Here is a 13,748-nt window from a genome sequence, read left to right on the forward strand (position 1 = left end):
CTGGTGTCGATGAACGTTCGCAACTTCATCTTGGCACATTGATGCCGACTCGCGGCTTCCGCCGCAGCCTCGGGACGGGGAAGTCCCTTTCATTCTCTAGCTAAGGTCACAGCATATCGGGCCCGTGCGGCAATGAAGACAGGCGTTGCTTGGCGATATGTTTTCCGGCGCCTGGTTGCTGCCCGGTCTGTCATCGCGCGGAGCAAGTTCACTCAGTTTGGATGTCCGTTATGCGGAACGCTGACCGTCCCTTGTGGGTCGGGCTGCGTCAGCCTGCTCCTCTATCTCATCGCTCGTAAGCTGTCGCTTGAATTCAGCGCCCCGGAAGCATCCACTCGGCAGTGGGTCCTCCGTAAAACTGCCGGACCGGCTGCACATTTCGGCCAAGCCTGCCTAGGTCCTCGGCTTTTTCAGTTTGGCGGTCGTCGGGCCCGCGGAAATCCGAACGGCGTTTCGGTTCCCGTTGGGAGGACGGCGAGCGACCCCGTCGCCGGAACTCGGATCGTCGCAAACTCAACGGCCACTCTCAAAGTGCAACCGTGGTTGGCGCCCAGCTCAGCAGTCTGGTAATTGCTTTCGATCATCATCAGCATGCTAGGTTCGCCGGGAAACCAACCAGCCTTTTACCGGCCGCGACGTGTTAGGTACTTGCGTTGAGACTTGGCGGCATGACGAAAGCGAGAAGTGTGTAGCCGATCCAGTGCTTGAACGTTCCGAAGACGTGTTCAACGGTGCGTCTTCGCACCATCATCGCCTCCGGCATCCGGTCCAGTCTCCGCTGTGCGGCTTCCAGTACAGACTCATGTTCCCATCGTGTGATTCGGCGATAAGCGCTTGGGGTGCATTGTGATTTAATCGCGCAACGAGGACAGGCACTGCTCCAGTAGCGATGCAGTTGCATGCCATGCTCCTCACGGGTGAAGCGATGAATCGCACGTTGTCCAGCCGGACACAGGTATTCGTCATCCCGGGCAATGTAGATGAAGTTCGCTCTGTCGAAGCGGCCATGGGCTCTCGCGCCTGCTAAGGAGCATGGCGTTCAGCGTTTCGACGTCGTCGGGTAGGTCGTCACGCATCGTTTCGCAGGTGGGCCGCGATTGTGAGCTTAGCGGTATCACCCGGCTTATACTTGATGGCCAGAGCCTACCTATCCGCCACCATGTTCCTAAACGACCAAGAGACTTCGACCGATCTTCTCTACTACGAGAGCATTGCACGGACTGTAGTCCGATTCGTACGGGAAACGCCTAGCGCTCCAGTAACTATCGGAGTTCATGGAGATTGGGGCGCCGGCAAGTCGAGCGTACTCAAGATGACTGAAGCGGCGTTTGACGGAGAAGAGCGCATTCTGTGCCTCTGGTTCAATGGCTGGACGTTCGAGGGCTTTGAGGACGCCAAGACCGTTGTGATCGAAACATTGATTGCCGAGTTGCGACGCGCGCGCCCAACGTCGGCGAAGGTTGTCGAAGCAGCGAAGAAGCTGCTCAAGCGAGTTGATTGGCTAAAGGTTGCGCGGAAATCGACCGGCCTTGCGCTAACTGCAATTACGGGTGTTCCCTCGCTCGACCAGTTGCGCGACGTTGCGAATATGGTGACCGCGTTCGTGAGGCGGCCGCAGGACGAGGTATCGGTCGAGGACCTTAAGTCCGTTGCCGGGCACGCGCGGGACTACCTCAAATCGGCTACTGAAGACGCCGAGCGTCTCCCAGAACACATTTACGCGTTCCGGTCGGAATTCGAAGAGCTTATCGATGCGGCGGAACTTGATCGACTGGTTGTAATTGTTGATGATCTTGACCGCTGCCTACCACAGACCGCGATCGCGACACTTGAGGCGATAAGGCTGTTCTTGATGGTACCTCGCACTGCATTTGTCATTGGCGCGGACGAGCTCATGATCGAGTATGCGGTCAAGGAGCATTTTCCGGATCTGCCACCTAGCTCGGGGCCGGTAGGTTATGCGCGGAACTATCTGGAAAAGCTTATTCAGGTGCCCTTTCGCGTACCAGCGTTAGGCCTAGCCGAAACGAGAGTCTATATTACGCTGTTGCTCGCAGAACTGGCATTGCCAGAGGGGGACGCCCGATTTCAGAAACTACTAGATGCCGCGCGAGCAGATATGACCCGCCCGTGGAAAAGCCGTGGTCTGGACGCGAAGACTGTGCGGCAAGCGTTGGACACCAACACGATTCCCGAGGAAATCCGTGAGGCACAGGTAATAAGTTCGGTTCTGACCAAGTTGTTGACCGAAGGGACACATGGGAACCCGCGTCAGATCAAGCGCTTCCTGAATACCATGATGCTTCGCCGGGCCATTGCCGAAGAACGCGGGTTTGGAGATGACATCAACCTTCCCGTTCTCGGTAAGATCATGCTCGCCGAGCGGTTCTACCCGGACTTCTACAAACAGATCTCGCAGCTCGCTACGGCCGAGAATGGAACGCCGGCGGCATTGGCTCAGTTCGAACGCATGCTAAAACGCGAGGCCGGCGCAAGTTTGGAGGTCGACTACGTCGATAGCGCTCAAGAGGAGCCCTCTTCGAGGACATCAGGAAAAGAAGAACTTGCAGAGGCGATATCTCAAGAGGTCGCGGAATGGCTTAAGAATGAATGGATCAAGGGGTGGGCAACCATCGACCCGCCACTGACGGATGTCGACCTCCGGCCCTACGTGTTTGTAACCCGAGATAAGCGCGGTTCGCTTGGTGGATTCACAGCTTCGGCCCATCTTGAGGCGGTGGTCGAGCGACTGACGGCCGGGAAGCTCGTGGCACGCGGTGCCGTTCAAGAAGTCGCGAGACTGTCGCCGCAAGAGGCTGACGAGGTCTTCACTGCCGTCACTGACTACGTGATGCAGGCGAAAGACATGCGGTCAGAGCCGCCGGGCGTTCAAGGCTTGATCGTTTTGTCCGAACAGTCATCTGAGTTAGGTCGCCGCCTGCTTGAGTTTGCAAAAACACTGGATATCAGCAAGACGGGCGTTTGGCCAGTCGGCATGATCGCGAACATCAAGGCTCCTGGTGTTGCTGAAGAGGCGGCGGCGTTACTCTTCGAATGGTCAGAGCAGACCGGAAACGCAAAACTGAAAAATGCAATAAAGCTTATGGGTTCGATCGGGAAGAGAAACTGAGGAAATATGGGGACATCAAAGGGGTATGGGGGACCACCAAATGGCCTGATCCCGTCATGGCTGGCGTCGTCAGAGGCCGGGGAGACCGGAGAAGGCATCGGCGAGGGCGGTGATAATTACGATTCGAGCGAGGGGACCCCTGACATAGCATCTGGTGAAGGCGGCGGATTCGCCAGCGCGAGAACGGCATTTACACGATTCTTCAAGACTCACAGCAATAGTGCCTTGGGCTCCGCCCTGTCCGGCTACGTAAGTGGTGGCGGAAGAAGTGCCAGCGGTGGCGGCGCAGGTAATGGAGGTGGCGCACGTCGGGCTGCAGGAAGAATGGGCTCCTCCAGAGGCGTCGGCGCCCGTCTGCTAGGCGTCGTCAGGGATTTCCAGCAAGTTGGCCCCGGAGAAACGTTACGACGCCTTGACCTTGCGGGCATGGTCGATCGGCCGGCCGCGGAAGTATTTCTGGCTATGCTGGAGTTTCTGTGCCCGCCAGGGGGGGGCCATCGACGAAGCGATATCTCGCCAGGCGATGCTTGAGGCCATTGGTAACCTGGATCAGATTGATGGGGGGGGAATTCGATCAACTCTCGGGCGATCAACTCCAGGAGTTCTTTCTCGATTTTGTGGTGTTGTCGATTGAAGGCAGGGTCATTGCTGACATCGGAGCACGCGGGATCTCGATGTCTCCCGACATCGAAGCGGTGGAGAGCGCGCAGGTGCAACTGCATGATTTTATCGAGGGGTGCTGCCGCGTACACCTGGCGGGCCTTTTGAGCGGACTGACGACTCTCAACAATTCAGACATAGATCAACGCATCGGCGAAATATACGAGGTGGCGTTTTCGCTTATTGCCGAGGCAGCAGAGGACGCAACATGACGGCACATACCGTGGTTAGTCGCCTTGGGACGGCCGACAGAGAGTCCGTTACACCGGCAATTCCGGGTAGTGTGATCACCGAGGTCAACTTCATCGACGGTTACGATCGTCTTGACTTTGGGCTTGGCCAAGCTCTCGATCAGCTTAACGAATTAGGACTCGCACCGAGTGAACGTGCGATTGACCTCGCTCTTCTTGCTGCAACTGTGACAGCGGCTGATACGCGAATCTCGCGCGAGCTTGCGTCGCAAGACGCATGGACGCGCGAGATCGAAGTCTGCGTGCCAGTGTCCGAGCCGCAAACATGGAACGAAGTTGTACCGCTATTGCGCACAACTTTGGAGTTTCTTACCGGAGACAAGTGGAAGCTACAGTTTCGCTCCCGCCCCAATGAAAAGGCGCAACTGGTGCCTGCGACGAGAAATCTTCGAATCGCAAATCCCGATTGTGTCTGCCTGTTCTCCGGAGGATTAGACAGCTTTATAGGGGCAATCGATCTGTTCGCGGCGGGATCGACCCCTATCTTGATAAGCCACTATTGGGACGGGATCACGAGTCAACATCAACGAGTTTGTGCAGAGGCGTTGAAGCAGCGCTTTCCGAAGGCCGCGTTTCATCACGTTCGCGCGCATGTCGGGTTTCCGAAGGACACTGTCGATGATTCGGTCGAGGATACGCTTCGGGGCAGGTCTTTCATGTTCTTCGCACTTGCTGCGCTCGCAGCTGACGCGATCGGCGGCGATGTCACAATTCATGTGCCGGAAAATGGTCTGATATCACTCAACGTTCCACTAGACCCTCTCCGCATCGGAGCGTTGAGCACGCGTACGACACATCCGTTCTACATGGCGCGTGTAAATCAACTGTTGGCTACGATAGGACTTCGTTCGAGCCTGTCGAATCAATACAGGTTCCAAACCAAGGGTGCGATGGCTAAACGATGTGCCGACACGGCGTTCCTTGCAATCCACGCTAGGAACACGATGTCCTGTTCATCGCCAGGGAAAGCTCGATTCGCGAAGGACGAATTGCAGCGCCAGCCCAAACACTGCGGCTATTGCGTACCATGTCTTATCAGGCGTGCCGCGCTGCTTGAGGGATGTGGTGACGATTGGACACCATATCAGTTGGCCGATCTGCATGCTCAGACGATCCGGACTGATAGAGCCGAAGGCAGCCATATCCGGTCGTTCCAGCTCGCGATATCGAGACTGCGTAGCCATCCCGCCCGAGCGCGCATGGATATACACCGGCCAGGACCACTCAGCGATCACCTCAGTGATCTCGATGCATATCGGGAAGTATATGTGGATGGTCTTGAGGAAGTGGCAAGGCTGCTCGATGGCGTGAAGGCGGAGCCATCGTGACCGTTCCGAGACCTGTTACAAACCAGTGGGTCGACATGCACTGCCATCTCGATCTCTACCCCGACCATGCGCAATTGATCGCGGAATGCGATGAAGAGCGCATTGCAACGCTTGCTGTGACTACGACCCCGAAGGCCTGGAGTCGAAATGCTGAAATGGCTCGCAAGTCAACGCACGTTCGCGTTGCTCTCGGGCTACATCCTCAACTCGTCGCAGAACGCGAAGCAGAGATCGGACTGTTCGAGCGCCTGCTGCCGGAGAGCCGTTTCGTCGGTGAAATAGGACTTGACGCGGGCCCTCGTTTCTATGGAAGTCTTGACGCGCAAGAAAGAGTGTTCGACCGAATTCTGCGAACCTGTGCTGAGCAGGGCGGGAAGGTTTTGACTGTCCATAGCGTCCGTGCAGTGACGAAGGTCCTTAACCATGTGGAAAAAAAGCTTCCGCCGGACCGCGGGCGCGTGATTCTTCATTGGTTTACCGGCTCGGCGTCTGAAGCACGCAGGGCCGCCGACATGGGATGCTTCTTTTCCGTGAATTCGGAAATGCTCAAATCACCCAAACACTGTGCGCTCGTCGAACGGCTACCGATAGACAGGATCATCACGGAAACCGACGGACCTTTTGTTCATGTCGAAGGATCGCCGGCTCGCCCGCGTTCAGTCGTTTCAACGACAGCGCGTCTCGCAACCGCACTAGGTAAAGATCGAATCCAGATGTCAGAGCAAATTATCCAGAACTTGATGACTCTCGAAGCTTCGCTTTTCTAAATGGAGACTCGTTCAACGGCGCTAAGCCCCACAGGACCGCTTACCGGGACTTAGCGCCACGACCAAATGAATCTCCGGGATTGCACATTGATTGGCCTCACGCCACCTCGATATTTTGAGCCTTGACGAGATCAGCGAGGCGAGCACGTCGCGCTATTCTTATGCCGCCGTCGCACTTCCGTATGGCGGTCAGAATGAGTGCTTGATCGGCCCCACCGTCAGCGTTAGCTTGCGCTCCGTGCAACTCACCAATTCGTCGCTGGCCTGCTATGTCCATAAGCTGCACCTTATATGCTGGAATGTCAATGGCTTTTAACTAACCTGTGTTGAGAAACGGAGTTGGAGGAGGAAGGAGGTCGTCCAATCGGGCTCGAAGCCTGGCATTTTCCTCAAGAAGTTCGAGCACCAACCGCTGCGCGCTGATGAGTTCCGCCTGTGCATGATCGCGTTGAGCCTGGAGTCTTTTGGCAGTTGTTGCCGCTTCCTCTTTGGCATGTTTTCGTTGATGCTGGCGCTCGCGCTGTACCGCCTTCTCCATGCCGTTGATATCGATCCATGCTTGTATCTCGCGAATCAGTGCCGGGTATCGCGCTTTTCTGAGGGCTGTTGGATCAGTGCCAGCCTCCTTCGCAACGTTGTTCTGGCTAACTTGCGTGCCACGAGGAAGCACTTGGGGCTGGTTTGCCTTCAGGCGCTCGAATGCCGAACGGAATCGTTGTTCTGCCGTCTCACTTGCGGATGACATCAAGATAGTTCCTCAGACCGTTAACCTCAGCGTGCAGAGCCCGGTTGCGGGGGCTGTCCGCCTGTGTTCCTGCCAGACGCTGTTCGACGCTTTCGAGCTGACGCTCAATGGAAGATTCTTTTTTCCGGTCATAAATTGCATCCCGACACGGCTTGTCACCATCACCGCCAGAACAACGCGCCACGGACTCTATGCCGCCATAGTCGCAGTGGCTCCTTTTTGTGCAGCCACCGAGCCGAGTTTCTCGGAATGAAACCTCGCCCCGACGACCAGCGCTAACTAGCGCGTTGAAGTCCCGCGTGCCCATCAAGCTGACCACAATTTCGTGCTTGCGCTGACTGCCTAGAGGAGAGACGTAGCGCTCCTCTACTAGGGTTTCAATTTGTTTGGCCATGACTTCGTATCGAGCGGCGACAGTGCGGCCCTCATATTCTTCGCTGATCCTAACCCGACTATAGTTTTGTCCGTAGTACCGAGTTTGGAGAAGTGTCAGGTGCTTCATGATGACTTGAATGGAACTGTCACTCAGAAGGCCGCTGGCAAACATGTTTACGGCTCCTGTTCGGCGTAGCTGGTGGTACGCCAACGGCCAAATGTTGCCTACTTTGAACTTCCCTCCTTTATCGAGATTTGGCGTAAACATGCGGGCTTTGACCAAATCATCCTCGGTGATCTTGAGCTGATCCAAGTCAAAAAGGTGTGGGTATAGCTGCGTCAAACTCGCGTACGGTTGGACCCGTGGTCGAGTCAGATAATGTTTCCAACGGACCGGAGACCATGGTTCGAAGGGTCCATGGAATAAAAAGGGGTTAGCCTGGTCGTCATCGCCGCAGCCCACCCTCGAATTAGCCGCTGCGCAGCGGATACGCAACCTTGCGACAACCGTCGCGGCATCGACTGCCAACTTAACATTGGGGCTCGTCGGCCATCGTGCGTCGCTGTCTGGATCAGTCTTGGTCGTTTCGCCGCAAATGATAGGAATAAGGCCCAGCACTGAATCTTGTTCCCACGTCAGGCAATCTGCTCTCAGTGCTCCAACCTCCTCCTTCCGCTGGAGCGTGAAGTTTGCGATGTACGCGAGGCCCACCGAGAGAATCAACGTCAAATAGGAGGAGAACGACTTAATGTTGATGGTTTTGCGGGTTGGAGGTGAAACCCATCTTCTCAACAATGCGTCGATGCCGAACCGTTGAGCGGTTAGCTCAAACGGCCCTAGAAATTCACGGCTCGTCCGTGCTCCGGCGCCGTATGGACGCACTTTGAAAGGAAGATATCCTCTTCGCTCTTTCCCGGTGAGAAACGAGTCTTCGAGAGAGCCGAAATTGTTGGCATAGGCTTCTACACAGAAGTTGAAACAGTCCTCTATTTGCTGCTTGTGAGCGATGAAATCGTCGAGACACTCCCTCAGACGAGTGACCTGATAATTCCAGATTCGAGGTGGGATGTAAGCTGTTTGTTCTTCATCATCGTTATCGTCAGCTTGAGCAAAGGCTTTAGACAAACGACTGATGCCATCCTCGTCTATCAGCGTGAATTGAAGCAGATCCTTTGACCGAAGTAGACGGTCCAAGACTAACAGGATGCGGTTCTTTTCAGCTGCGTGAGAATATAAGTTCGGTACCTGCTCCAATATTCGCGGGAATCGACTCAGATCACTCGCTATCACGCGTGCACGGTCACACAAAACCACTATTCGGCGTAGCAGATCGAAGCGGTTTCTGAGCGTATTCCACCTTGTTACGCCCCCTGGGCCCCAGATCAATATGGTGGCCAACAGCCTCATCAGATTCTGGTTCTTGGGGCTCAAGGCCGGACTACTACGCCCATGGCGTCCGCCGGCGAAATCAAGCTTAAAGCTTGTGCCCGCCCACGCAGAGAAGTCCCAATAGGGGTCGCCCCACCGAGAGACGGGGTTGCCATGTGCGTCTTCACTGACGATCCAGTCTGATGGCGGCGGCCAGTCCGGTGGTCGATAGCACGAATCAACTGGCGTAAGCGAGGGATTGGGTAGTTTCAGCCCAAGTTCGGAGACCGTCGTCATCACGTTGTACCCTCAAGTTCAGCTATCTCGTCTCGAAATTGACGATGGAAGTTTCCTTCACTGATGCGTGCCTCTGCCTCAGCTACCCATTCGCATCGGATTTCGTTCGATTGCTCAAACCACTGCAATTTTTCGTCTACGCGATCGATGACATGCTTGGCGGGCGGGACGTCGTTATCGCGCTCTGGCAGCCGACCTTTGCTCAATTCGATCACCTTGAGGTGTTTAAAACTCGCCAACGCCCAAACGTAGTCAAGTGAGTCCACATCGCGGTGGTTTTCGCACCACAAGCAGCCTGATGCCCTTACGCAATTCGGCTTCGGTGCGTCCTTTGGGATATCCGTTGCTTCCTTGGGAGCGCCGGTACAGCCCCCGGGCGCCACTGCTTGCATTCGCTTCGCGTGAGGATCGAAATCGGACCAAAACCGGGTGGCTTCGACCATCGCTCGCTGAAAGCTCGGACGCTCGTATACACCCAGCAGGGTCTGCTTTGTATGCTGCGCCATTTCCGCTGTCAGATCAGGGTTGGCTGTCTTGCGCAGCAGCCAATTTACTCGTGTATTGCGCAACGAGCTGGGTGAGACGAAGGGGATCGCCAGTTTTTTGCAGGCTGATCGAAGACGATGTACATCGGCTCTCGCTTCCGGTCTGCTTCCTTGTAACTTGATGAAAGGAAAGAGCCGATCAGAGGACGGCACCATACTCCTACGCCAATCAAGATAGCGCTCAAAGTGCGGTTTGTAGTCGCTAAATATCTCAAACAATACAATTCCGCCGCGGCGAGCCTTGTGGTCCTTGACTTGATATCCATCGAGGTGGCTCACATAGAAAAAGTGCCGTAGCGTGAGATTGAACGCTTGGCTGAAGTTCATGCCGGTCTGCGCAATGAACATCATCAGCTCAGCTTCGATTCGGAGATTGACAAGCGTATAGCGTTCTCCCAGTTCCTGACCTGACGCTCGTCGAGAGCTATTATGTCCACCGCAAGTCAGTGTCTTCCCGCTCCTGAGGGGGAGTTCGAGAGGGAGAGAGGCATCAAGCACCGTCTGGATGGGTAATCCATCGCAGATATCTTGAAGGAAGTGACCGAAGGCGAAGGAGTCATGCAAGTTTTGCTTCTCTGCCTGAACGCCAACGGCAGTTTTGCGATACGTCGGCGACTCCAATCGGGTCGTTTCGACGATAGACGTGTGTCGTTCCAGAGCGCGGTCCAGCATAGTCCCGATCGTCGCGCCGTAAGCGTAGCCCGATCGCATCGAAATAGGGCGATCATCATGGTGACGCGGCCTCGCTACTGTCGAACTTTTTCTCATGCGAGTTCGATGGACCAGCCAATCGGCCCAAGCACAATAGGTATCCGTGACCGTTTCTCGAGTCAATGGACGGCATGTACGGTCCGCGAACCCGAAGAACAGCCTCAAGTTCCGAAATTGCATATTCGCCGTTTCACGCGATCCGCCTCCTTCAAGCCCAGCATTGATTTCGGCGTGCAGTTTGATTACGAGATCAAGTCGATCAAGTTGCGGCCAACCCAAACCTCCCCTTGCGATGAGAGGCTGAACCGCGTCAGTGCGACTGTCCGAACCGCCCTTGTAAAGCAGTACGTTCAGGTTCCACGGAGTCTCTTGCTCTCCAAATTCGATATTCGGGAAGCCCAAGTCGGGTAGTGAAGATTCATCATGCATCGGCACTGTCCCAGTTTCGATTTCGCAAACCAGTGAAAGCTGTATTGAATGCTGCTGCGACTTCGCCCTTGGCACGAGTGTTTTCCAAGAATTTAATGTAGCCGAAGGTTGTTTGCTCATCCTTGTGGAGCATTGCGTCCCGGACGAGCCTTACCGCGTCGGTTTTTGCTCCGCATTCGAGAAGTAGCTCCGTCAGCCAAGTTCCGAACGTCGCGCGTGACTGGTGAAACCGGAAACGTTGCATGAAGCGCATGCCCGCTATGACCGCGCGTCGCCTCATTTCATAAACCAGACGGTTCACCGTCTCAACTGTGTACGGCCGACCACTTCGCGCGAGGAACAACAAATTTTTATCGCGCTGATCCGCTTTGGCTTCTCGCAGAAGGCGCGTTGTAGACGATGCATATGTCTTTAGGTCGGCCAGAACGGCTTTCGGGACCCAAAGTTCGCCGGAGACGGAGAACTTGGTATCCACGCCAGTACCCGGCCCCACAGGAAGCAGGTATAGGCCAGGTGTGAGTGGGTCTTCCCGCGCCGTTGCAAGGCTCGTCACCGTGAGTGTAACGATTGTGCCTATGCGCGCTCCGGTGAAAAAACCGGTGCTGAGCATCAAATGCAGTTCAGGCACTTCGTGGTCCGCGGTATAGGCCAATAGTTCGTTCATGTGCTTCCGACGAAGCGGCAAAAGACCCTCTTCCAAAATTGCGCCCACGCGCTTGCGGTTCGGGATTTTGAGATCGCTCGTCAGGCGCGTGATGCTCCGCTTGAAGCCGGCCGAATCGTAGAACGGAATAACGGCAAGTCGGTCAACCCACATTGGATTGTCGGCGCCGACAAGATTATGCGCGTCCGCGTATCGATAGAATTGAATTACTGCGCTCATGCAGTTGGCCGCCGTGCTGCTCGCCAGCAATCCCTTGTCAATCTCGTCGAGAAGGCGTCTTCTAAACTTTCTGAGTACCTGTTCTTCCTTGCGGGTTGGGAAGTGACGCCAGTCAATGCCCGATATTTCAAGGAAGTTCGCGTATCGGCTGAGGTGCTTCATTGTTCGCTTGGTCGTCTCAACATCGAGTTGATCAGACGCGGCCCTATCCAAAGCCCATAGGTTTACCTCGCGCCAACCGCGTCCGTCTTCCCAAAATATTTGCGGTAGACGCTCAATTGGCTGCCTTGCTTGCTTTGTCCAATCCAGCTCTCCTGGCGCACGCACCGAGGCGCCAAAGAATTCATAGTGAATATATTCAAGCCGGGCCATCTTGAGTTCCGGCGAGAGTGGAGGGAGTGTCCTGCGGCGTGCGATCGACGGCCGGACCGTTCGCCGGTTCGGAAGGGGCCGCCGTCAGGGCTGAGCGCAACATAAGAAGCGCTCGTTTGAAGTCTAGGGCGAAAAGGTGCATCGCGAGGTCTATTGCCCCACCACCACCTTTCTCCGCTCGGCTGTCCCAAAACTTTGGGCCAGTGAGCAACAGTTCCCAGTCGCGACCGTTGGCGTTGACGTGGTATCGCGCCGTTTTGCTGGCCTTGATAGGACGAAACGACATGTCGCGCTTGGCATAGCAGCCAAGTCGGTCAAGAACAACAAGAGCATCGAGCTCACGCCATAGTTCCAGCGTACGGTCGTCGACCAATCTGGACATGCGTTCCCCTGCGCGCGCAGGGGTCGGGCCCGGCGGGCCCTCCGCTACTCGTCTTTTACAAAGACGAAATTCAACACCCCATGGCGCTATGTCCATAGGGTAGTGAATCCAGGGTGAATGTCAATACTTCTTATGTCGGGGTGAACAGGAAGTTCATCACGTCGCCATCATGCACGACGTACTCCTTGCCTTCGGCGCGCATCTTGCCCGCTTCCTTCGCGCCTTGCTCGCCCTTGAACGCGATGTAATCGTCAAAGCCGATGGTCTGCGCGCGAATGAATCCGCGCTCGAAGTCCGTATGAATCGCGCCCGCCGCCTGCGGCGCGGTGTCGCCGATATGGATCGTCCATGCGCGCACTTCCTTCACACCCGCGGTGAAGTACGTCTGCAGGCCGAGCAGCTTGAAGCCCGCGCGGATCACGCGGTTCAGGCCCGGCTCGTCCATGCCCATGTCGGCGAGGAACACTTCCTTGTCTTCGTCGGCAAGATCGGCGATTTCCGCTTCGATCGCCGCGCACACCGCGACGACCGGCGCCTTTTCCGTTTCCGCGTACTTGCGCACGGCGTCCAGATGCGGATTGTTCTCGAAGCCGTCTTCCTTCACGTTTGCCACGTACATCGCCGGCTTCGCCGTAATCAGGCAGAACGGCTTGATCAGCAGACGCTCTTCTTCCGTCAGATCGAGTCCGCGAACCGGCTTCGCCAGGTCCAGCTGGGCGCGGACTTTTTCCAGCACGGCGGCGAGCTTTACCGCTTCCTTGTCGTTGCCCGACTTTGCGGCCTTTGCGTAGCGCGTCAGCGCCTTTTCGACGGTGGCGAGGTCGGCGAGCGCGAGTTCCGTATTGATCACCTCGATGTCCGACACGGGGTCGACCTTGCCCGCGACGTGAATCACGTTCTCGTCCTCGAAGCAGCGCACGACGTGCGTGATCGCGTCGGTTTCACGGATATTCGCGAGGAACTGGTTGCCGAGGCCTTCGCCCTTGCTGGCGCCCGCCACCAGACCCGCGATGTCGACGAACTCGACCACGGCGGGCACGATGCGCTCCGGCTTGACGATGTCGGCGAGCGCGCTCAGACGTGCGTCGGGCACTTCGACCACGCCGACGTTCGGCTCGATCGTGCAGAACGGATAGTTTTCGGCGGCGATGCCCGCCTTGGTCAGCGCGTTGAACAGGGTGGACTTGCCGACGTTGGGCAGGCCGACGATGCCGCATTTGAGGCTCATGAAAAACCTTTATGAATCAATGTATTACAGCTAGATGCCACGTCTCGCGCGAGCTGGCGAACGTGGCTGGGAGGCTGCAAAGGAAATTCGGGAGCGAGACAAACAGCAGGCATCCGGGCGTTTGAACCACGATCCTGTACTGATCTGTGCTCGAAAAAACGCAATTGTAACGCTTTCGGGCGGCTTGATCGGCAAGGGGCACTGCGTCCCTGTTCGCCCGGCTATATGGCGGCGAGTCAAGTCCACTGGGGCCGTATCTATTGCAGCGAAGTTTTT

The 13,748-nt window shown here is 56.2% G+C and carries 10 protein-coding genes and 1 pseudogene; 4 read left to right on the forward strand and 7 right to left on the reverse strand.

Annotation, left to right across the window (positions count from 1 at the left end):
- Positions 1–645: 645 nt before the first annotated feature.
- Positions 646–1,024 (reverse strand): annotated as a pseudogene (locus H3V53_RS33670) (transposase); the annotation flags it as partial.
- A gap of 135 nt (positions 1,025–1,159) precedes the next feature.
- On the opposite strand from H3V53_RS33670, the gene qatA reads away from it, so the two are divergent.
- From qatA to qatD, 4 genes are all read left to right on the forward strand, one after another.
- Entirely contained in the window at positions 1,160–3,130 is a 1,971-nt protein-coding gene (qatA, locus tag H3V53_RS33675) for a Qat anti-phage system ATPase QatA (RefSeq protein ID WP_336601542.1), read from the forward strand.
- A 557-nt stretch (positions 3,131–3,687) separates the two neighbouring features.
- Positions 3,688–4,002 (forward strand): hypothetical protein, encoded by a 315-nt coding sequence (locus H3V53_RS33680; RefSeq protein ID WP_336601520.1) that lies wholly within the window; start codon positions 3,688–3,690, stop codon positions 4,000–4,002.
- A complete protein-coding gene (gene qatC / locus H3V53_RS33685) occupies positions 3,999–5,369 on the forward strand; it encodes a Qat anti-phage system QueC-like protein QatC (RefSeq protein ID WP_336601521.1) in 1,371 nt (456 codons plus the stop codon). Before H3V53_RS33680 ends, qatC begins: the two co-directional genes overlap by 4 nt.
- The gene (gene qatD, locus H3V53_RS33690; RefSeq protein WP_336601522.1) at positions 5,366–6,136 is read left to right on the forward strand and encodes a Qat anti-phage system TatD family nuclease QatD; all 771 of its coding nucleotides are present in this window, start codon (positions 5,366–5,368) and stop codon (positions 6,134–6,136) included. Before qatC ends, qatD begins: the two co-directional genes overlap by 4 nt.
- Before the next feature lie 316 nt (positions 6,137–6,452).
- Here qatD and H3V53_RS33695 read toward each other — a convergent pair whose 3' ends face one another.
- From H3V53_RS33695 to ychF, 6 genes are all read right to left on the reverse strand, one after another.
- On the reverse strand, positions 6,453–6,881 hold the full coding sequence (locus H3V53_RS33695) for a hypothetical protein (RefSeq protein ID WP_336601523.1): 429 nt from the start codon (positions 6,879–6,881) through the stop codon (positions 6,453–6,455).
- Positions 6,865–8,925 (reverse strand): hypothetical protein, encoded by a 2,061-nt coding sequence (locus H3V53_RS33700; RefSeq protein WP_336601524.1) that lies wholly within the window; start codon positions 8,923–8,925, stop codon positions 6,865–6,867. Before H3V53_RS33700 ends, H3V53_RS33695 begins: the two co-directional genes overlap by 17 nt.
- Positions 8,922–10,607, reverse strand: a complete 1,686-nt coding sequence (locus H3V53_RS33705; protein WP_336601525.1) for a site-specific integrase — start codon at positions 10,605–10,607, stop codon at positions 8,922–8,924. Before H3V53_RS33705 ends, H3V53_RS33700 begins: the two co-directional genes overlap by 4 nt.
- Positions 10,600–11,862, reverse strand: coding sequence for a site-specific integrase (locus H3V53_RS33710; RefSeq protein WP_336601526.1), 1,263 nt, complete (start codon positions 11,860–11,862; stop codon positions 10,600–10,602). The genes H3V53_RS33705 and H3V53_RS33710 overlap by 8 nt, the downstream gene beginning before the upstream one ends.
- Positions 11,849–12,244, reverse strand: coding sequence for a hypothetical protein (locus H3V53_RS33715; protein WP_336601527.1), 396 nt, complete (start codon positions 12,242–12,244; stop codon positions 11,849–11,851). The genes H3V53_RS33710 and H3V53_RS33715 overlap by 14 nt, the downstream gene beginning before the upstream one ends.
- Before the next feature lie 130 nt (positions 12,245–12,374).
- Entirely contained in the window at positions 12,375–13,472 is a 1,098-nt protein-coding gene (ychF, locus tag H3V53_RS33720; RefSeq protein WP_336601528.1) for a redox-regulated ATPase YchF, read from the reverse strand.
- Positions 13,473–13,748 lie beyond the last annotated feature (276 nt).

Origin of the sequence: Paraburkholderia bengalensis, from assembly GCF_037126505.1 — a bacterium.
GTDB classification, from domain to species: domain Bacteria; phylum Pseudomonadota; class Gammaproteobacteria; order Burkholderiales; family Burkholderiaceae; genus Paraburkholderia; species Paraburkholderia bengalensis.